The 20,757-nt window shown below is 69.4% G+C and carries 15 protein-coding genes; 5 read left to right on the top strand and 10 right to left on the bottom strand.

Going from position 1 to position 20,757, the window contains the following annotated elements:
• From NQO67_RS30680 to NQO67_RS30635, 10 genes are all read right to left on the bottom strand, one after another.
• Positions 1-3,551 (bottom strand): type I polyketide synthase (locus NQO67_RS30680; RefSeq protein WP_255953580.1); only part of this gene is annotated, 3,551 nt, incomplete at its 3' end.
• Positions 3,544-4,371 carry a thioesterase II family protein gene (locus tag NQO67_RS30675; RefSeq protein WP_255953579.1) on the bottom strand — a complete coding sequence of 276 codons (828 nt, stop codon included), beginning with the start codon at positions 4,369-4,371 and terminating at the stop codon, positions 3,544-3,546. The genes NQO67_RS30680 and NQO67_RS30675, both read right to left, overlap by 8 nt.
• Positions 4,368-5,024 (bottom strand): NADPH-dependent FMN reductase, encoded by a 657-nt coding sequence (locus tag NQO67_RS30670; RefSeq protein WP_255953578.1) that lies wholly within the window; start codon positions 5,022-5,024, stop codon positions 4,368-4,370. Before NQO67_RS30670 ends, NQO67_RS30675 begins: the two co-directional genes overlap by 4 nt.
• Positions 5,025-5,079: 55 nt before the next feature.
• The gene (locus NQO67_RS30665) at positions 5,080-5,922 is read right to left on the bottom strand and encodes an alpha/beta fold hydrolase (protein WP_255953577.1); all 843 of its coding nucleotides are present in this window, start codon (positions 5,920-5,922) and stop codon (positions 5,080-5,082) included.
• 65 nt (positions 5,923-5,987) lie between these two features.
• Entirely contained in the window at positions 5,988-7,130 is a 1,143-nt protein-coding gene (locus NQO67_RS30660; RefSeq protein ID WP_255953576.1) for an LLM class flavin-dependent oxidoreductase, read from the bottom strand.
• Positions 7,131-7,262: 132 nt separating this feature from the next.
• Complete coding sequence (locus NQO67_RS30655) at positions 7,263-8,741, bottom strand: FAD-binding oxidoreductase (RefSeq protein ID WP_255953575.1); 1,479 nt, start codon at positions 8,739-8,741, stop codon at positions 7,263-7,265.
• A complete protein-coding gene (locus NQO67_RS30650; protein ID WP_255953574.1) occupies positions 8,738-10,549 on the bottom strand; it encodes an NAD(P)/FAD-dependent oxidoreductase in 1,812 nt (603 codons plus the stop codon). The genes NQO67_RS30655 and NQO67_RS30650 overlap by 4 nt, the downstream gene beginning before the upstream one ends.
• 101 nt (positions 10,550-10,650) lie before the next feature.
• Positions 10,651-11,463, bottom strand: a complete 813-nt coding sequence (locus NQO67_RS30645) for a TauD/TfdA dioxygenase family protein (RefSeq protein ID WP_255953573.1) — start codon at positions 11,461-11,463, stop codon at positions 10,651-10,653.
• On the bottom strand, positions 11,460-12,416 hold the full coding sequence (locus NQO67_RS30640; protein ID WP_255953572.1) for an L-tyrosine/L-tryptophan isonitrile synthase family protein: 957 nt from the start codon (positions 12,414-12,416) through the stop codon (positions 11,460-11,462). Before NQO67_RS30640 ends, NQO67_RS30645 begins: the two co-directional genes overlap by 4 nt.
• 241 nt (positions 12,417-12,657) lie before the next feature.
• Positions 12,658-13,926 carry an MFS transporter gene (locus NQO67_RS30635; protein ID WP_255953571.1) on the bottom strand — a complete coding sequence of 423 codons (1,269 nt, stop codon included), beginning with the start codon at positions 13,924-13,926 and terminating at the stop codon, positions 12,658-12,660.
• 1,063 nt (positions 13,927-14,989) lie between these two features.
• Here NQO67_RS30635 and NQO67_RS30630 point away from each other — a divergent pair.
• From NQO67_RS30630 to NQO67_RS30610, 5 genes are all read left to right on the top strand, one after another.
• Positions 14,990-15,946 carry a GlxA family transcriptional regulator gene (locus NQO67_RS30630; RefSeq protein ID WP_255953570.1) on the top strand — a complete coding sequence of 319 codons (957 nt, stop codon included), beginning with the start codon at positions 14,990-14,992 and terminating at the stop codon, positions 15,944-15,946.
• Positions 15,947-16,050: 104 nt separating this feature from the next.
• Entirely contained in the window at positions 16,051-17,049 is a 999-nt protein-coding gene (gap, locus tag NQO67_RS30625; protein WP_255953569.1) for a type I glyceraldehyde-3-phosphate dehydrogenase, read from the top strand.
• Positions 17,050-17,248: 199 nt separating this feature from the next.
• Positions 17,249-18,994 carry an AMP-binding protein gene (locus NQO67_RS30620; protein WP_255953568.1) on the top strand — a complete coding sequence of 582 codons (1,746 nt, stop codon included), beginning with the start codon at positions 17,249-17,251 and terminating at the stop codon, positions 18,992-18,994.
• 119 nt (positions 18,995-19,113) lie between these two features.
• Positions 19,114-20,472 carry an MFS transporter gene (locus NQO67_RS30615; protein ID WP_255953567.1) on the top strand — a complete coding sequence of 453 codons (1,359 nt, stop codon included), beginning with the start codon at positions 19,114-19,116 and terminating at the stop codon, positions 20,470-20,472.
• 11 nt (positions 20,473-20,483) lie between these two features.
• Positions 20,484-20,747, top strand: a complete 264-nt coding sequence (locus tag NQO67_RS30610; RefSeq protein WP_305126439.1) for an MbtH family protein — start codon at positions 20,484-20,486, stop codon at positions 20,745-20,747.
• Positions 20,748-20,757: the final 10 nt, after the last annotated feature.

The raw sequence follows: 20,757 nt of genomic DNA, 5'->3' as shown, positions 1-20,757 counted from the left end.
GGGGTGCTGCCGGTCAGCTGGTAGCCGTCGAATCCTTGGAGTGGCTCGTGCAGGGCGGAGCCGTACTCGTCCGTCGTCGCCCCGACGAAGACCCCCACCTGCTCGCCGCGCAGCGAGGTCGGGTCCATGCCCGCGTGCTCGACGGCCTCCCAGGAAGTCTCCAGCAGCAACCGCTGCTGGGGGTCCATCGCCAGCGCCTCCCGCGGCGAGATACCGAAGAACTCCGCGTCGAAACCGGCAACGTCCTTGAGGAATCCTCCGGCGCGTACGTACGTCTTGCCCGGCTTGGCCGGGTCCGGGTCGTAGATGCCCTCCACGTCCCAGCCGCGGTCCTCCGGGAAGTCCGAGATCACGTCCATGCCGTCCACCACGACCTGCCACAGGTCGTCGGGCGAGGCCACCCCGCCCGGGAACCGGCAGGCCATGCCCACGATGGCGAGGGGCTCGTGCACGGCCGGCACCGCCGGAACCACCTCTGGTGACGGTTCGACGGTCCCGGTGAGCGCAGCGCGTACGAACCGGGCCAGCGCGCCGGCGTTGACGTGGTCGAACATCACGGAGGTGGGCAGATCCAGGCCGGTGGCGGCGTTCACACCGTCGAGGAGGTGCATCAGCATGATGGAGTCGAAACCGAGTTCTTTGAAGGCTCGACCAGGGTCCACCGCGGCCACGTCCCGGTGTCCCAGTACGGACGCTGCGGTCGACCGGATCAACTGCAACACGTCGATGTCGTGGTCCGCCGCAGGCCGGTGATCGGGAGCCGTCTCACGTGGCGGTTGGGTGACCGACTGCGGTCGGTCGTCCGCCTGGGTCTCCGGAGGGGCGGTGTCGATCCAGTGGCGTTCCCTCTGGAACGGGTACGTGGGGAGGTCGACCCGGCTGCACTCGCCGTAGAGAGCGTCCCAGTCCGGGGATCGGCCTCGTAGGTGCAACCGGCCCACCGCGGCCATGACGGATTCGGCCTCGCCGTGCCGGGCGGACAGGGTGGGGATGTACGCGTTCGCCTGCCGTTCCTCCGCGCCCAGGCGCGCCATCGCCGACAGCCCGCCGCCGGGGCCGAGCTCGACGAAGGTGACCACGCCCGCCGCGTAGAGGCTGTCGACACCGTCGGCGAAGCGGACCGCCTCTCGCACGTGTCGTGCCCAGTAGCGGGGGCCGAGGACGTCGTCCGTCACCACGCGGCCGGTCAGGTTGGAGACCAGCGGGATGGTGGGTTTCCGGTAGGTCAGCTCCGCGGCGACGCGCTCGAACTCCGCCAGGATGGGTTCCATCTCGGGCGAGTGGAAGGCGTGGCTGACGTTCAGTCGCTTGGTCCTCCGCCCCTTGCCGGCCCACCCTGCGGCGATGTCGGCCACCGCCGACGCCTCGCCGGAGAGCACCGTGGACATCGGTCCGTTGACCGCGGCGATGTCCACCAGACCGGCGTGCCCGCCGATCGACTCCCGCACCTCGGCCTCCCCGGCCTGGAGGGAGACCATCGCGCCCCGCGCGGGCAGGGCCTGCATCAGCGAGCCGCGCGCCGCCACCAGGGCGCACGCGTCCGCCAGCGAGAACACCCCGGCCACATGCGCCGCCGCGAGCTCGCCGATCGAGTGACCGAGCAGGTGGTCAGGCCGGATGCCCCAGGCCTCGAAGAGTCGGAACAGGCTGACTTCGAGAGCGAACAGGCACGTCTGCGTGTAGAGGGTCTCGTCGAGCAGCATCGCGTCAGCCGACCCTTCGGGCGCGAACGCGATCGACTCGACGGTGCGGTCCAGGTGCGGGTTCAGCTCGTTGCAGACGGTCTCGAACGCTGCCGCGAAGACCGGGAACCGGGCGTACAGCTCCGCCCCCGCACGGACGCGTTGCGCCCCCTGACCCGGGAACAGGAAGGCCAGCTTGCCCTCGACGGGCCGGCCGGTCAGCGCCGTTGCCGCCCCGTCGCGCAGCGCCTCCAACTGTGCGACGAAGTCCCGCTTCCCGGCGCCGACCAGGGCCGCACGGTGCTCGAACGCGGTGCGCGACGTGGCCAGCGCATGGCCCACGTCGGCAGCGGTCGTCACGTCGTACGCGCCCACGGCGTGTGCGTCCACCGCGTGTGCCTCCACCGCATGTGCGTCCACGTCGTACGCGTCGACGTGGGCCAGCATGCGTGCGGCTTGGGCTCGGAGCGCGCCGGGCGTTCGACCGGAAAGGACCCAGGGCAGGGCGCCGCCCCGGGCCCGGCCCCGGGCAGGAGGGGTTGGCGTTGCAGGCTCCGCACCGGGCCAGTCCGAGAGGACGACGTGGGCGTTGGTCCCGCCGAGTCCGAAGGAGCTCACGCCGGCGAGCAGCGGCCGGTCCGGGCGCGGCCATGCTCCGGTCTCCTGGCGCACCCGCAGATGGTGCGAGGCCAGGGACAGTGCCGGGTTCTCCTCGTGGAAGTGGATGCTCGGCGGTAGCTCCCGGTGCCGGATCGAGGCGACGACCTTGACCAGGCCGACGATTCCGGCGGCACTCTCCAGGTGCCCGATGTTCGTCTTGATCGAGCCGACGTGCAGCGCGTCGGCGGGCGTGCGGCCTGCGCCCAGCACCGCGCCGAGGGCGGCGGCTTCGACGGGGTCCCCCACCTTGGTGCCGGTGCCGTGGAGCTCCACGTACTGGATGTCGCGCGGATCGACGTCGGCATCGGCGTAGGCGAGCCTGAGCAGCTCTTGCTGGGCCTGCGCGTCCGGCACGGTCAGGCCCGGGCCGCCGCCGTCGTTGTTGACGGCGGTCCCGCGGATGACGGCGAGTACCTGGTCGCCGTCGGCCAGGGCGTCGGGCAGCCTCTTGAGCAGGACCGCCGCGCCGCCCTCGCCGCGCACGAACCCGTTCGCGCGGGCGTCGAAGGTGTGGCAGCGGCCGTCCGGCGACAGTGCGCCGAGCTCGGCCATGGCCAGCCAGCTCTCCGGGGCGAGGTTGAGGTTCACACCGGCGGCCAGGGCCGTGGACGCCTCGCCGCCGCGCAGTGCGGCGCACGCCATGTGCACGGCGACCAGGGAGGAGGACTGCGCGGTGTCGACCGTCAGGCTGGGGCCGCGCAACCGCAGGAAGTACGAGAGGCGGTTGGCGAGCATCCCGTTGTTGAGCCCGGTGAACGAGAGATGGTCGACGTTGGCGTGCCCGCTCGCCGGTCGCAGTCGCGCGTAGTCGTCGCCGCTGGCTCCGACGAAGACCGCCGCGGGGCTGCCGGCCAGCGCGCCCGGCACGATGCCGGCGTGCTCGACGGCCTCCCAGCCGAGTTCGAGCACCAGCCGTTGGCGCGGGTCCATGGCCGCGGCCTCACGCGGCGAGGTCGCGAAGAAGTCCGCGTCGAAGCCGGCGACGTCGTCGAGGAAACCGCCGAAGCGCAGGGCCGGGTGGCGCACGGCCGCCCGGCTGAGCGTGGCCAGTTCCGGCCGGCTGTCGGGGATCTCGGTGATCCCGCTGGCTCCGGTGCGCAGCAGCTCCCACAAGGCGGTCGGATCGGACGCTTTCGGTACCCGGCAGGCGTAGCCGATGACGGCGATGAGCCCGTCGGTTCCGCCGGGCGAGGTGTCCGCGTCACTCATCAAGCCCCCCAGTGAGTCGCGCGCTCATCAGCCGGCCGAGCGCGGCCGTGTGCACGTTCAGGTAGAAGTGGCCGCCCGGGAAGGTGTGCAGGGCGAACCGGCCCGACGTGTGTGCCCGCCACCGGTCGGCCTCCGTCAGGGTGACCCTGGGGTCACTGGTGCCCATGAGTGCGGTGATCGGGCAGCCCAGGACCGGGTCGTTCGCGGCGTCATGGCGGTAGGTCTCGACCGCCCGGGTGTCGTTGCGAATCACCGGGAGCACCATCTGCACGATGTCGTCGTCGTCGAGTAGGTCGAGGTCGGTGCCGCTCAGTCTGCGCACCTCGTGCAGCAGGTCGGCGTCGCTGGTGCGGTGCAGCCCTTCGTCGCGGTGCACGGCGGGCGCCCGATGGCTGGACACGAACAGGGCGGCGATCTCCCGGCCGCCGGCTTCGAGCTGTCGTGCCGCCTCGAACGCGAGCATCGCGCCCATGCTGTGGCCGAAGAGGGCCAGCGGACCCGGTTCTTCGGCGAGCACCTCGACCAGCCGGGCGGCAAGTTCCCGCAGGTCGCCGACCAGGGGTTCGGCGCGGCGGTCCTGATGGCCGGGGTACTGCACCGCGATGGCCTCCACGGTCGGCGACAGGGCCGCGGAGAGCGGCTGGTAGTAGCTGGCGGAGCCACCCGAATGCGGGCAGCACACCAGCCGCACCGCCGCACCGGGAACCGGGTGGTAGCGCCGCAGCCACAGCCCGTGGTCCGCGCGCGTGCCCGGGTGCGCGGCCCGCCCGCCGGGCGCGTGGGAATCTTGGGAAACAGGTTGGGAAACAGGATTGATCACGGCAGTCGTCCCACGTCGAGTTCGGCACGAGCTCCGGCTCCGGCTCCGGCTCCGGCAGGAAGGTCCCCAGGTGGTGGCGGTCGAGTCGCGTCCAGGCGCATGCGGGCGAACTCCACCACCTGCCCCGCCACGGTCTCCAGCTGGGCCTGCACACGGTCGTCGGTGCACCGCCCGCCCGGCTTGAAACCCACCTCGGCGGTGTTCAGCGCCACCCCGAGCGGAGTGGGCCAGCCGCGCAACGCGAAAACGGTGTCGCGCAGCGCCGCCAGCGTGGCCACCGCGCCCTGCCAGCCCTGGCCGACGGCGACACAGCCGACGGCGCGGCCGGTGAAGTACGGGCGGACGTCCGCACGCAACTCCTCGACGTGATCGAGGGCGTTCTTCACCAGCCCGGAGACGCTCCCGTGATAAGCGGGACTGGCCAGGACGAGCCCGTCCGCCGCAGCGATCTCGGAGAGCAGCCGGACCGCCTGCGGGGAACGGACCGGCTCCCGCGGGTCGTAGAGCGGCATCAGCAGGTCGGGGCCCGCGATCAGGCGGGTTGCGGCCCCGCGCCGGGCCGCCTCGGCCAGCACCGTGCGCAGTGCGCGTTCCGCTGTCGAGCCGGACCGGAGCGACCCGCCGATCCCCACCACTGTCACCGTCGGCGTCATCGGCGTCCCCCTCGATTCACCGGCCCGGGTACTGGTTTTCGTCTCGGCCGCGCGGCTACGGACGGGAGAAGAACTCCACGACGGCCGCGCCCGTCTTCGGGCTGGTGCCGACTCCGTAGTGTGCGTGGTCGAGTTCGAGGACCTCGGTGTCCGGCAGGGCCTTCATGAAGTCCTGGAACATGTCCTCGGGGACCACGAGACCGCTCGTCGGGGTCAGTGACTGCATGCCGCGCACCAGCAGGATCGGGCAGCGCACATCGGTCCAGAGGTCACGCCCGTCATGGTGGAGGTCCCATTCGAAGTCCTCGAGGATGGCCTCCTTCGAGGTGCGCGAACGGTATCCGCCGGGCACCTCCTCCATCTCGTAGGCCAGGTACGTCGCCCACATATCGGCCCATGGCCTGATCAGGCCCATGTTCCGCACGGCCTCGATGTACCCGGGAAGCGACGGGACGGTCTCGCCCAGCCGGTCGATCACCGCCCCTGCGACCTCCTGGACGCCGGGCGGAGCGGCGGCGACCTGGTCGAGCAGCACGAGCCGGCGGAGCCGGCCCGGGGCCATCCGGTTGATGTGGAGCCCGATGAGGCTCCCGGTCGACCAGCCGATGTAGTCGAACTGCTCGATGCCCAGCTCGTCCGCTATCGCGAGGATGTCGCGGGCGTGCGACGGCCACCCGTAGCTGCCCGGCGCCGTGTTGTCGCTGACGCCGCGGCCGCGCATGTCGTGCGCGAGCAGCTGGAAGCCCGCTTCCTCGAGCGCCGCACCCAGTGGCTCGAAGCACACGAGGTTGGCGGTCAGGCCGGAGACCCCGAAGACCGGCGGCCTGTCCTCACTTCCCCAGCGCCTGACGCGCACGTTCCCGGATGACAGCCGGATGTCGAAGTCCTTGCTTGCCATGGCGCACTCCTTTTGCTGCGGAAGGTGTAACAGGTCGAGTCGAATGACTTGGCGGGGAGCGGAATTCAGCGGCGGAAGTGCGGAATGACGTGCTCGCCCCACATGCGAATGGTCTCCAGGCTTGCCTCGGGCGGCACGGTCCCCATCTGGACGAGGCAGATCACCTCGTCGGCGCCGGCCTCCTGGAGCTGCTCGACATAGCGGATGGCCTGGTCCGGGGTTCCGTAGGCGTGCTCGGTGTTGAAGACGCCGAGCGTGGTCGGGTCCGCCGGAATGCGGGCCTCGTTGAGGAAGGCGACCTGGGCGTCGCGTGCACGGTCCATGGCGCGTGTCTGGTCGGCGTCGAGGTCCGGGCGGCCGGGTTGCCGGGTCACCGGGTCGATCGACTCGTCCGGCCGTGGCCGCCCCATGTAGTAGTGGCCGATCGCCTGGGCGAAGAACCGCTGGCCGCGTAGCCCGATCTCGAGCGCACGCTGCCCGTCCTCGAGCACGACCGTCGGGCAGAGCGCCGCCAGGTGATCGTTGACCTCCGTGGAGACCAGCCGTTCGGTGGAGCGCGAGGCGATCGCGTCGTCGTACACCTTGCGGAGCTTGCGCACCTCTTCGACGCCGCCGAACCCCATCACGAGCGCGCCGATGCCGTATTCGGCCGCCAGCTCCACCGTCTCCTGGCGGCTACAGGCCAGGAACAGCGGTGGGTGCGGCAGCTGCACCGGTTGGGGCACCAGCCGGCGCGGGCCGACGTCCAGCAGGGGGCCGTGCCATTCGAGGGCGTCGTCCCGCCACGCGGACGCGATGATCCGCAGCCCCTCGTCGAGCTCCGCATAGGTGCGTTCCGGATCCACCCCGAAGAGCGACGTCTCCACCTCGGTCGCTCCGCGGCCGACTCCGAGGTCGAGCCGGCCGTCGGACAACACGTCGAGCATCGCCGCACGCTCCGCCGCCCGCACCGGGTGGTTGAAGGCGAAGGGCAGGCACACCACACCGTGGCCGATGCGGATGCGGCTGGTGCGCGCGGCGACCGTCGCCAGGAACACTTCCGGGGCGCTCATGTGCGAGCACCATTGCAGCCCGTGGTGCTCGACCGCCCACACCCGGTCGAAGCCGACCTGGTCAGCGAGCACGGCCTGGTCGACACAGTGACGAAGGATCTCGTGTTCATCTGCCGGATCCGCCATCTGGCCATGGAACGTCACTGAAAAGAGCATCGATCCACCCTCTCGCTTGCGTCGGCAATCTCCCGCACCGGTCCGTCCTCCGGCCCTGTGCGCCAATGAAGAGATGAAGAGATGAAGGGATAGGGATGAGGTGAGCAGAATGGGGTGATCAGGATGAGGTGATCAGGAAGGGCAGTAGCGTCCCGGAGCCAGAATGTGGTCGGGGTCGAAAGCCGATTTGATCAGTTGAACGGCGGCCCAGGGACCGCTGTCGACATCCGTCAGATAGGGCATGTTCTCGATGTCGACACGGTAGAAACGGAAGCCGTTCTCGTAGAGGCGCCGGTGGAGTTCGCGGTTGCAGGAATGCGCGGCAGCGGTCTCCGCCGCATCGGTGCGGTCGAAGTAGAGGTTGACCACGACTTCCGCGTAGTCCGCTCCCGTGGGGTTGACCGCGACGGCCGGGAAGATGTCGTGAGCGGTGCAGATCTCCTCGACGAGGTCGACCAGTTCGCGGGCGGTCCGCCCCTCGACGGCCACCACGGGCATGCAGGCGAGGTAGCCCAGAGCGGTGTTGTCCGCATCGTCCAGGTCCTCCGGCGGCTCCATCCCCGGCACCGAGCGGAACATGCCCTCGAGGAAGGCCGTGGACGGCTTTCCCGAGTGCACCGAGAAGAGGCCGCTGATCAGTTGATCCGCGTTCGCGCCCGTGGCCATGGCCTGATCGACCACGGTCACCTCGGCGCCCTTCCCGCTTTCGAGGACGCTGCGCGCTTCCGCCACGGCCAGGTCGACCTGGGCGGAGGTGCCGTCCACGGCGACGAGGCCGGTCCAGGTGGTGACCTCGTGGCTGTTCGTCATGGCCAGGATGCGCTTGTCGTTGAAGATGTGCACGAGGGAACGGAGGGTGCCCTGCACGAACAGCTTCCGTACGCCGTCGACCACGTCGGCGAGGTGGTGGTCGGGGAAGCTCAGCATGAGCATCCTCAGGTCGTCGCGGCGCGGCACGAGATCGACGACCGCCGCCGTGACGATGCCCAGGTTCGACTGGGTGAACAGGGCGTCCAGGTTCGGGCCGAGACCGGTGCGGTAGTGGTGGAGCTGCCGTGGCCCGTCGCCCGCCCAGAGCCCCGTACGCATCAGCTGCCCGGTGCCGAGGACCACCTCGAGTCCTCGCACCTCCTCGGTGCGGTGCCGCCGGAATCCGGTGCCGCGTTCGAGCAGATTGCCCAGGACGGACGAGTTCGGTGAGGAGCCGGTGACGTTGAGCGCGGTGGTCGGGGCGTGTTTCTCCAGGTAGGCGGCCAGCTGAGCCTGGGTGACGCCCGGCTCCACGATGGCGTAGCGGGCCGACTCGTCGACCTCGCGGATCCGGTTGAGCCGGGAGAGGTCCACGATCGCGCAGCCGTCCTGGACGGGCTGGCGCGAGCCGAGGCCCCAGTTGCGTCCGGTGCTGATCGGGTAGAGCGGCACCCGGTGCGCGCGGGCGATCCGGACGATCTCCTCGACCTCGCCCGGGTCCCCGGGCCGCACCACAGCGACGACGGTGCGGGCCGGGAACGCCGAGACGTTGGCTTCCAGGTCGGCGAGCGCCGCCCCGCTGGCGATGTGCTCCTCGCCGACGATCTCCCGCCATCCGCTGATGGCCTCCGAGGCGCTCATCCGGGCACCTCGGTCTTCTCGGGATCGCCCGCCTGCTCCGGCTGCCCGTCCACCACGACGATGCCCGCCCGCAGCAGCCGGCGCAGCACGCCGAGTGTCGCCTCGCTCACCCCGCCCGCCAGTTCCTGGTAGCTGATCGGGCCGGTCTCCAGGAGCTTCCACAGGTCGGCGCTGCCGTCGCGCTCGTTGATGCCGGCCACATGCTCCTCGGGTGGCGCGCCGTCGAGGTAGAACCGCTGGCATGGAACGGGTGTCCCGTGCGGGGGCGGCACGGATTCCTGGTGGGCTATGACGTTGCGCCAGTACTCGGAGACCGCCGGCTTGGCTTCCTCCGGGATCTCGAACGGCGGCGGCGGGATGAACGCCTTGAACCCGGGCACGTCGAGCGCGACGGAGTCCCGCATCCGTGCGCCCGGTGCGAGGCGGACGAGCTGCTCCGGTGCCACGTCTCCGGGATCGGCGAGGACTTCGGCCCGCCGGAAGTTCCCCTCGGGCGACAGGTCCGACCTGCGTCGGGTGCCGCGGGTCAGCACCTGGAGGAGGTCGGGCGTGAAGGCCGTGTTGAGCAGGGCCTGGAAGGACCGCTCCCGCAGGTCGAGGTCGATGGCCGTGCCGCGGGTGCGCCAGTAGATCCCGTCCGGGTGGTTCTTGGCGATGTCGTGGTACCACTGGTCGATCGAGAGCGCATAGGTTTCCGCCATGCCGTGCCAGCCGCGGTCGTAGTCGAGCCAGAGGTCCCTGGCCTCCGTGTCCGGCAGGCGTCCGTCGAGCGTGGTGTTCATGACCAGCGCCGCCGCGGATGCCTGGGCCACGGCGAAGGCCACGCCGGACGAGAAGAGCGGGTCGACGAAGTACGAGCTGTCACCGACCAGCATCCACCGTTCGTCGAAGTCGGCAAACTGGTCGTTGATCATCGAGTAGTTGGTCGCCGTCGACATCTTCTCCTTGACCGGCTCGGCGTCCTGGACGAGTTCGCTGAGCAGCGGAACGTTCCGGACCGCTGCGAGGAAGACCTCGGGGTCGGTGTAGTCGGTCTCCTTGAGGACTTCCGGGCTGGTGACGATGCCGACGGAGTGCACCGTCTTGCGCTCGCCGTCGATCATCTTGCGGATCGGGATGAACCAGCACCAGCCGTCCTTGAAGGCGAAGCAGCCGATGGCGGAGATGTTGGAGGGGTGGAACACGTTCCAGGGTTCGTCCAGGTCCTGGACGGTCCGGCAGCCGATGAAGTGCTGCCAGATCGCGAGGTTGCGATAGCTCGAGAGCCAGGCGCGCTTGCCGCCCGTGGTGATGGGGTTGCGCCTGCCGGAGGCGTCGGCGAAGAGCCTGGTGGTGACGGTCCGCCCGTCCTTGAGCGTGATCGTGCTGTGCTCGGGCCCGGCGCTGAAGGCGTCGACCGTCGACTCCTCGAAGACGTCGACCCCGCAGTCGGCGGCGTGCCGCAGCAGTATGTGGTCGAACTCCGCACGGTCCACGTGCATGGCCCAGCGGTGGACACCGTCGTCGAGCCAGTTGGCGTGGTCGAAGAACGCCGTCGACGGATCACCCTCGTCCCACTTGAAGATGCCGCCGTACTTCTTGACCCAGCAGTCGCTGGCGAGAACCTTGGCCAGCGCGCCGCTCTCTTCGAGGACCGGGATGATCGGGTGGGCGAAGGACTCTCCGATGTGCTCGCGCGGGAACCGCTCCTTCTCGAAGATCGCGACCTTGCGTCCGTGACGACCGGCAAGCAGCGCGCCGAGCGTCGAACCCGCGGGGCCCCCACCCATGATCACGACGTCATAGTCCGGCTGGTCGACTTTACTCACGTTGTTTCTCCTACCGTGTCAAGAGTGCGGCTCACGTGACGGAGGGGTCGGGAAAGGGGCCCTTTGGGGCGAGCTGGGCCGGGGAAACACGGCGTGCATTCCTAGAGAATGTGAATGCGCTGGATGTGCCGTGGCGAGTCCGCGTGGAAGGCCTGTCGACCGTGCAGAACGGTGTGGTTGTCGGCCAGTACGAAGTCACCGTCGGCCCATTCGTGCGCGTACATGGCGTCCGGCTCGTACAGCCGCTGTTGCAGATCGCTGATGAGCGCTTCCTGGGATTCCTTGTCCAGACCGGGAATCTCGACGGACACCGGATTCTTGTACTCGGCCGGGTCCAGCGGTTCGGCGAAGCGGATGACCCGCTCGCGTGTGATCGGGTGCAGGGAGCTGAGCGGGGTGGTCACGTCTCCGCCGTAGTGCGCGACCTTCTCCGTCACGTAGCGGACCTGCGTGTCCTTCCACCGCGTCACCACCTCGTCCGGTGCCTGCTCCAGCACGCGTGTGGTGTCGCAGAAGGTGGTGGCGCCGCCGCTGCCCCTGGTCGGTGCCTGCCGGCAGTGGAAGAACATGTACGAGGGCACCTTGGCGGCGAACGCCCCGTCCCAGTGGTACGGCACGGGTCCGGGAGTGAACAGGTAGTTGCCGGGGTCCTCGTGCACCTGAAGGTCGAGCACGTACCCGAACGGCCACTCCAGCAGCTGTCCCCATGACTGCGCGTAGCCGAGGAAGGACTCCTTGTCGAGCGGCTCGAAGTCACGCAGGACCAGCACCTTCGCCTCGCCGCACCAGCGCGCCAGCGTGTGCGGGGGCACGTCGGTGATGGAGATGCCGGGTTCGGTCGGCCGCACCATGAGGCCGAAGGGCTCGACGGGTTCGACGGTCAGCTTCCCGAAGACATCCAGTGGGCTGGTCATCGCGCGATCTCCTTCAGGGTCAGATGCGGTGCGACGTAATGGCTAGGACGATCGTTTCTCCACACCAGCCGGGCCTGCGCACGCTCAGCCTGGAACTTCTTCACGAGGACGAGCCCGTCGGCGGATTCGAGGGCGACACCGTGCCAGGGCGTCAGCCAGGTGTCCTGGGTCTTCAGCAACCGGAAACCGAGCTTCGCCGAGTGTGCGGGCTGCGGGTGGATCGACAGGCGTACGGCTTCCGGGAACCATTCCGCGACCATCCGGCTCCAGGCGTTGCTGCTCTGGACGACGGTGTAGGTGTCCCGTTTGGTGTCCTCCCGCACCCGGTTCCGGCTCAGTGTCGGCTGCATGGCGACGCCGTCCTCGAACAGGAAGCGGTGGATTCCGTTGAACAGCGCCTGGCCGCTCTCCTCTCCGGTCAGCCGCTTCTTCAGCACGTCCATCGGCTCGGCGTAGTCACGCAGCAGTGTCGCGCGCATGCCTTCGAAGTTGGAGCTCTTGAAGCCGTCGGAGAGCCCGAAGAAGTCGATGGACTCGGCTCCGGTGGCCGCCACGATCGCGCCCATCTCGTCGCGGTAGGCCGTCGCCTGGTCGTCCGTGATGCCGACCGCCCCGGCGAACACATGGCCGTCGGAACAGATGGTGACCTTGGCGCCGGGCTCGTGGTAGTAGCTGAGCTGCTCGCAGATGGACTGGAGGAACTCCACGGACGCCCACTCGGCGTGGTCGGGCAGTGGCCCGAGGACCTTGGTGCGGTTCGGCGACTTCGACGGGAAGGCCAGGATGACGAAATGAATCGGAACTCCACGGGTGATGAAGTTCTCGATCTTCGTTAAGTGCGGTGCGAAACACTGCTCGCACGGCTCTTCCGCACACGGTGATCCGGGGTCAAGTAGTCGTCGGTTACGAAAGATGAATCGCAGGACTTCTTGAGCCGTCTGCACGTTGTCCATGAGCCCCCCATTTCTCATATTCCACCAGAGGTGCCTCCCTGATCCGGGCAAGCCTTGCCGGCCGTTCAGGGACACACGTGTCCCGTCGCAGGTTTTCTTACGGGCCGTTTGGGGACACACGTGTCCCCTCGCAGGTTTACGTGCCTGTCATTTGTTCGCGGCGCCGGTCAGTGGGAATGGTTGAATGCGGTGGGCTGCTTGCATGGTCACCGTGCTGGTCGCACCGTGTGCGCGCCGGCGATCAGCCGGATGTGGCGTCGGCCACCGGCCTGTGTCGCACCACGTGAGCCACCGTCACGATGCCGCAGCCGATGAGCAGCACCAACATGATCACGTTGAGGTTTGTCCAACCGAGATTTTCCAGCAGTGAAGCTGCGCTGAGCCCCCCGATCGCCGAAGCGGACATGATGAGCGCCTCTCCGAACGCCTGGCTTCGCGCCTTGTCCTTCGGCTGGTAGGACGTCGCGATCAGGCTGGATCCCGAGATGTACAGCAGGCTCCACGAGACACCCACGAAGCTGAGTGCCACGATGAAGTTCGCCTGCCCCATGCCGGAGGCGCCGATGATGACGCCCAGGATGCCTGCCGCGGTCCCCAGCATTTGCAGCCAGCGAACACCGAGGGTCCGGATGAGGAAGCCGGCCGCGAGCGCCGGCGCATACATTCCGACCATGTGGAGCTGAATCATCGTGGTGCGCTCACCGGCGCTGTGGCCGTGCTGCGCAGCTGCGATGGGCCCGACGGTCATGATGACCATCATGGAGAAATAGCCGACGGCTGCGCCGAACGCACCGGTGGCGAATCCGGGCTGGCGGACGATCGCGGAGTACGGCAGCTTGCTGGCCGGCTTCTCACCCGCGGGCTTGGGCCCGGTTCCGGTGCTGGTGTCTTTGAAGAAGGCCACGATGCCCATCGTGGCGACGGAAAGGACACTGACAAGGATGTACGAGCCTTCGTACTCGTGCGACGTCACGTTCATCAGTGCCGTCGCGATGAAGGGACCCGCGATGGCCGCCGCGATTCCACCGGTCAGGACGGTAGAGATCGCCCGTGCCTTGTATTCGGCCGCCACCTGGTCTGCGGCGGTGTAGCGGTAGTATCCGGCGCATCCCTGGTAGATGCCGATGCACAACGCACCGAAGCAAAACAGAGTGAACGAATGGCGGTCAATAGCGAGTACGGAGACCAGGCCTCCGATCGTGGCCACACCGGTACCCACAAGAAAACCGGCCCTTCGCCCGTAGCGTGCCATGAACGCCGAGGTCAGACCGGTGGTGAATGCAGAGCCCACGGTAATCAGGGCAAAGGGAACCGTTGCTAAGTCGGGGCTGGGTGCGAGCTTGTAGCCGGCGAGCCCGCTGAGGGTGAGGTCCACGCTTAACGAGCAGAGATACAGCGCTTGAGCAAGAATGAGAAGCACGATCTGTCGACCACACCCAGCCCACCAAGGGCCCGCAGCAGCCGCTTGCTTCGCCGCGGGATCGCCCTGCTGGCTCGTGCCTTGACTCACGTCGACTCCCCTTACGTCACTGTTCAACGGTGGTCGCGAAGAACTTTGCGCCGGTATGTCGGTCGGTCGTGTTCACGTGTCGGCGCGCTCTTCGACACGAGGATTCTACGGGTTCACCAGGGGCAGGTGGGCTCGACGCAGCGTTCCCTACGGCCGTTTCCGGCCCACTGTCGGGTGTGATGGCGGGTTTCGCCTTGGCCTGGGCAGCTTGATACTCGGACGTATAACAAACTGGAGGGTTGTATTCACTCGGCGATAGCGCGGATTCGGCGGTACCGCCGCATGGCACGTGTGGCGTCGAATGCGGATTCCACTGTTCCGCACCCCGCCCGCCGAAGGCCCTCAGCAGTTCACGCACTTCGCTTCGGAATCGGTCCGCTGGTCTGGGCCTTAGTTCACGTGGAAGGGTATGAACCGGCCGCGCGACTTGTCAAGCAAAACCTGCTACCCCCAACTATCTACTTGCTACCTCCAACCATCTGTTGATGCTCTCCATGTTCACGACCGGAACCGATCTGACGTTCCGCAGAAAAAACCGGATGGTCACCTTCAGTCCGAGTCCCCATACGGAATTACCGGCCCCATACGGAATTGACGGCCCCGCTCACGACGCATGACGTAAACGACCCTGCATTCCGCTGCCCGGTTGCTCCGTCGATCAACTTCCCTCGGGTTCCACCGCGTTCACATACATCATCAAGAAACATTCCATCGGTATGGCCTTGGCCTCTCGTTTTCCAGGGACTGTCCGAGCCTCGTTCCCCGCCCGCGCGACCCACCGCACCGGCCGCCGCCCGCCGGCTATCGGCGATGCCGAGCAATCCACGGGCCGACGCGGCCGGTGGCCGTCACACCGGGCCGGCATGCCATCGCCGATGCCCGTCACCAGACCGTCGGGAGGATCGGGAGGATTCGCGCTACCGCGTGGACGCTGTGGCACATCGATTCTGGCAACGGCAGCTGATATCTCCCTGACACGACCCTGACCGCCCAGATGGGCGCCACCACGAAGCCGTCGCGCAAAAAGCGCCGGGCAGCCGCATGGGCGCGTAGCCTCTTCCCCGTGCCAGCCTCGAACCTGCGCCGCGTCGCCGTCCTGGTGCTTGAGGGTGCGAAGCCGCTCGATGTCGGCATTCCCGCCCAGGTATTCACCACCCGCGCCAGCATGCCCTACGAGGTGCGGGTGTGCGGCGCGGCGCCGGGTCTCGTGACGGGCAGCGACGGCCTGTCGTACCACGTCTCGCACGGCTTGGACGCGCTCGCGTGGGCCGACCTCGTCTTCATCCCCGGCTACCGTTCCCCGGACCGCGAGGACGCCCCGCAGTCCGTCGTCGACGCGTTGATCGCCGCCCACGACCGGGGCGCCCGGCTCGCCGCCATCTCGACCGGCGCCTTCGCGCTGGCCGCCACAGGCCTGCTGGACGGCAAGCGCGCCACGACGCACTGGCACTACACCCGGGCGCTCGCCCGCAGACACCCGCGTCTGCGGGTCGACGAGAACGTGCTGTTCGTCGACGAGGGCAGCGTGCTGACGTCGGCGGGCGCCGCCTCCGGCGTCGACCTGTGCCTGCACATCCTGCGCGGCGACCTCGGGGTGGCCGCCTCCAACCACGCGGCCCGGCGTCTGGTCGCCGCCCCCTATCGCAGCGGCGGACAGGCGCAGTACGTGCCGCGCAGCGTGCCGGAACCGCTCGGCGAGCGGTTCGCAGCGACCCGCGAGTGGGCCTTACACCGCCTCGGTGAGCCCCTCACCCTGGAGGCGCTGGCCCGGCACGCCGCGGTGTCACCGCGCACCTTCTCGCGGCGCTTCGTCAAGGAGACCGGATACACCCCGCTGCAATGGGTCAAGCGCGCCCGCATCGACGCCGCACGCGAACTGCTGGAGTGCTCGGAGCTGAGCATCGAGCAGATCGCCGCCGACGTCGGCCTGGGTACCGGAGCCAATCTGCGGCTGCATTTCCAGCGGATCCTCGGCACCACGCCCAGCGACTACCGGCGCACGTTCGCCCGGGGCGAATAGCTTCCCGCCGGGGTGTCGCGATCCTTGCGGATCTTGGCGATTGCCCTTCTGGCAGAGCCGAATGCGGCATGCGAGCCTTGCGACGAACCGAAGGGACATCACACATGACTCGTATTGCCATCAACGGCTTCGGCCGCATCGGACGCAATGTACTGCGCGCGCTGCTCGAGCGCGAGAGCGAACTCGAGATCGTCGCCGTCAACGACCTGACGGAGCCCGCGGCCCTCGCGCGGCTGCTCGCCTTCGACTCGACGGCCGGACGGCTCGGCCGCCCGGTGACCGTCGAGGACGACACCCTCGTCGTGGACGGTCACCGCATCAAGGTGCTCGCCGAGCGCGAGCCGGCGCAGCTGCCCTGGAAGGCGCTCGGCGTCGACATCGTGCTGGAGGCCACGGGCCGCTTCACCTCGGCGGATGCCGCCCGTGCGCACCTCGACGCGGGCGCGAGCAAGGTGCTCGTCGGTGCGCCGTCGGCCGGCGCCGACGTCACCCTCGCGTACGGCGTCAACACCGACCAGTACAAGCCGGGCGAGCACACGATCGTCTCCAACGCCTCCTGCACCACCAACGCGCTCGCGCCGCTGGCGTCGGTCCTCGACGACCTCGCCGGGATCGAGCACGGCTTCATGACGACGGTGCACGCCTACACGCAGGAGCAGAACCTCCAGGACGGTCCGCACCGCGACCCCCGCCGCGCCCGCAACGCCGCGATCAACATCGCGCCGACCACGACGGGTGCCGCCAAGGCGATCGGCCTGGTGCTGCCGAAGCTGGCCGGCAAGCTGTCCGGCGACTCGATCCGCGTGCCGGTCCCGGTCGGTTCGATCGTCGAGCTCAACACCACCGTCACCCGCGACGTCACCCGTGACGACGTGCTGGCGGCCTACCGGACCGCGGCGCAGGGCCCGCTCGCCGGCGTCCTCGAGTACTCCGAGGACCCGCTCGTGTCGTCCGACATCACGGGCAACCCGGCCTCGTCCATCTTCGACTCGCTGCTCACCCGCGTCGACGGCCGGCACGTCAAGGTGGTCGCCTGGTACGACAACGAGTGGGGCTTCTCGAACCGCGTGATCGACACGCTCGAACTCCTCGCCAGGGGCTGAGTACGCGCCCCCGCGGCAACCCGCCCGGTCGGTCAGGTCACCCCACGGGTCGACCTGACCGACATCGCGTTCCCGGCCGGTGCGCAAGAGCCCCCGGCGGTGAGAGCGCAGGCAGGTGCGGCTCGGACCGGCTCCCCGTCAGCCGGTCCGGGCTCCCGTCCGGCATTTCGGGCCGCACACCCTGTGTTACGTTCGCGCGATGGAGCACTTAGCGCCCAAAGCGGCGGATTCGTTCCTCACCCTCCGTCCTCCCGCTGCGGCGGCCCGCCGCTTCCGCGCCGCGGGCATCTGGCGCGACAGCCACTACCTCGCGGACCTGGACCATTGGCGCAGCACCACTCCTGACGCCCCGGCCGTCTACGCCCACACCGCCGCGACAGGGACGACGACACGGCTGACCTACGCGGAGTACGGCCGGTACGTGAACCGCTGTGCCGGTGCGTTGCGTGCGCTGGGCGTCGGTCACGGGCAGGTGGTGGCCGTACAGCTGCCGAACTGGTGGCAGGCCGGCGCGTTGCTGCTCGCGTGCCTCCGGGTGGGTGCCGCCATCGCACCCATGACACCGACCCTGCGGCCCCGGGAGCTGGAGCGCGTCCTGCGCCGGCTGCGGGCCACCATGTGTGTGGTACCGGACCGCTGGGACGGCTTCGCGCACGCGGCGGCCCTGGCGGAGATCGCTCCCCGCCTGCCGGATCTGCACCACAGGGTGGTGCTCGGACGGCACGTCGCCGAGGGCGATATCGACTTCTTCCGGCACGTCGAGGGCGCTCCCTGGGAGCGGACCCACCCGGCGCAGGACGACCCCGTGGACCCGGACCGCGTCGCCCTGGTGCTGTTCACGTCCGGCACCACGGGTGAGCCGAAGGCCGCGCTCCACACCCTCAACATCCACTACTCCACGTGCCGTCCCTATGTCGTCTCCGAGGGGTACGGACCGCGGGACGCGTATTTCACCCCGCACTCGCTGACGCACAGCGCCGGCCTGTGGGGCGGCATCGGTCTGCCGGTGCTCACCGGTGGCGCCGCGGTCCTGATGGACGTCTGGGAGCCGCGTGCGGCGCTCGACCTGATGGCCGAGTCACGGTGCAGCCTGCTGGCGGCGGCCCCCACGTTCCTGTCCGGCCTGGTCGCCGAAGCCCGTCGGCGCGCCGTGCCGCTGCCCGCGCTGAGGGCCGTGATGGCACCCGGCGTCGCGGTCGGTTCGGAGCTGCTGGACGGCGTCGCGGAGATGTTCGGCCTGCCCGTCCGGGCGATCTGGGGCATGACCGAGGCGAGCGGCACCTACACCAGGGCCGACGACCCGCCGGACTGGGCCCTGCACAGTGCCGGCAGGCCCGCGCCGGGGATCGAGCTCGACCACCGGTCCGATGCGGAGGTCAGCGACGAGCGGCCCGGTCGGCTGCACGTTCGCGGCGGTTCGGTCTGCCTCGCGACGGTGGGGCGTGACACCGGCGAGGTGCGCATCGTCGCCGACCACGACGACGGCTGGTTCGACACGGGCGACCTGACCGTCCCGGACGGCCGCGGTGGCATCCGCATCGTCGGCAGGGCCGCCGACCGCGTCGGCAGCAAGTTCATGATCCCGGTCCTCGACGTCGAACGTGCCCTGCTGGAGCACGCCGGCATCAAGGACGCCGCCGTCGTCGGCTACCTCGACGCCGCCGGCACCGAACTCGCCTGCGCGGTCACCGTGCAGGAGGGAGAGCCCCTCGACCTGCCGGCGGTGCACGCTCACCTCAGGAGCATCGGCATGACGGAGTGGTACTGGCCGAGCCGTCTGGAGACCGTGCACCGGTTGCCGCGCAACTCCTTCGGGAAGGTGCGGAAGGAGCTCCTCAGACGCTGGCTCGCCGGGGCGGCCGAACTGCCCGACGATCCGGTGTCTGACGTCGGGGAACCGGCCGCTTCGAGCACCCCGCGACCGCCGGGCGACGACCGTCTTTGACAAGCGGCGACAATTGTCTGTTGCCGCTTGATCGCTTCGAGTGCCTATGCGAGAGTGCACGCTGTGGGGGGGTGGCGAAGCGGGCCGGGGGGCGCATGTGGTGAGGCAGCAGGGGCGACGTGGCTTCGCAGAGTAGTCGCACGCGCGTCGTCGGGATGCGCTCCTTCCTCATCATCTGGGGCGGCCATGTCGTCTCGCTGGTCGGCAACTCGGTCCTCCGTTTCGCGCTGATCGTCCAGGCGTGGACCAACGGGCAGCGCGCGACCGACGTCGTCCTCCTCTCCTTATGCGCGCTGGTCCCCCAGATCCTGCTGAGCCCGACCGCCGGAGCGCTCATCGACCGCGTCAGCCGGCGCACCGCGCTGCAACTCTCCGACGCCGGGGGGCTGCTGGCCGTCGGGGCGCTCAGCGCCGTGTACTTCGTGGACGGCATGCGGTTGTGGGAGGTCTACCTCACCGTGGCGCTGGTCGGCGCCGCCGCTGCGTTCCAGTACCCGGCCCTGTCCGCCTCCGTGCCGCTGCTGGTGGACCGGGAGCAGCTCCAGCGGGCCAACGGGCTGCTCGCCTCCGCCAAGAACAGCGCCGAGATCGGCGGGCCGGCCCTGGGCGGGCTGATGGTGGCCCTGTCCGGCCTCGGCGCCATCCTCTGGATCGATCTCGCCAGCTTCGCGGTCGCGCTGTGCGCGGTGCGGCTGGTGCGCTTCGGACCCGAGGGGGAACGGATCGCGAAGCCGGCCGGTGCGCGGAGGCGGCTGCTGGCCGAGTCGACCGAGGGCCTCAGGGAGCTGTGGCGGCGGCCCGGCCTGCGCGACCTGGTGGCCGTCGACTTCATCGTCAACCTGGTGATGGTGCTCGGCTACGCCGCCGTCCAGCCCATGGTGCTCGCCCGCACCGGCAACGACGCCGCGGTGCTGGCCGCCGTCAACACCTCCATCGGCGTGGGCGGCGCCGTGGGCGGGCTGCTGCTCGCGGCCTGGGGCGGGCCGAAGCACCGTACCCGGGGCATGATGCTCGGGATCGCCGGGATGTGCCTGACCTCCCAGATCGCGATGGCGATGGCCGACCGTGCGATCGGCTGGTGCGCGGCCATCTTCTTCGGCGCCCTGCTGATGCCGGTGGTCAACGGCGCGATGCAGTCGGTGATCCAGACGAAGGTGCCGAGCGAGCTCCAAGGGCGGGTGTTCGGAGCGGTGGTGTTCGTCGGGGAGCTGTCCGTGCCCATCGCCACGGCCTCGTCGGGCCCGCTCGCCGACCATGTCTTCGAACCGCAGGCCGCCTCCGACAGCGGGCTCGTGCACTTGCTCCGGCCCCTGGTGGGCACCGGCCCCGGCAGCGGAATGGCGGGGCTGCTGCTCATCGCCGGGGTGTGTGGTCTCGCTGCCGCGCTCTGGGGGCTCTCCCGGCGTACGGTGCGTCAGATCGACGTCCTCCTCCCCGATCTCGACTCCCCTGTCCCGAGCACCGCCGCGAAAGGCTGAGAAGGCAAGAGATGGCTGACACACCCACGGCCGGCACACCCGAGACGAAGGCACCCGCAGCCCAGGAGGTGCCCACCAACCCCTTCGAGGACGAGGAGGGGCAGTACCTGGTGCTCGTCAACGACGAGGAGCAGCATGCGCTGTGGCCGGCGGACCTGGCCGTGCCGGCCGGCTGGCGCACCGCGCTGGAAGCCGCGCCGCGCCAGGAGTGCCTGGAGTACGTCGAGGCGCACTGGACGGACCTGCGCCCGCTGAGCGTCAGGGACACCACCTGAGATGTGGGCG

It is taken from the genome of Streptomyces odontomachi (assembly GCF_024435355.1).
Taxonomy (GTDB): Bacteria; Actinomycetota; Actinomycetes; order Streptomycetales; family Streptomycetaceae; genus Streptomyces; species Streptomyces odontomachi.
This window is presented reverse-complemented; position numbering and strand designations above follow the sequence as displayed.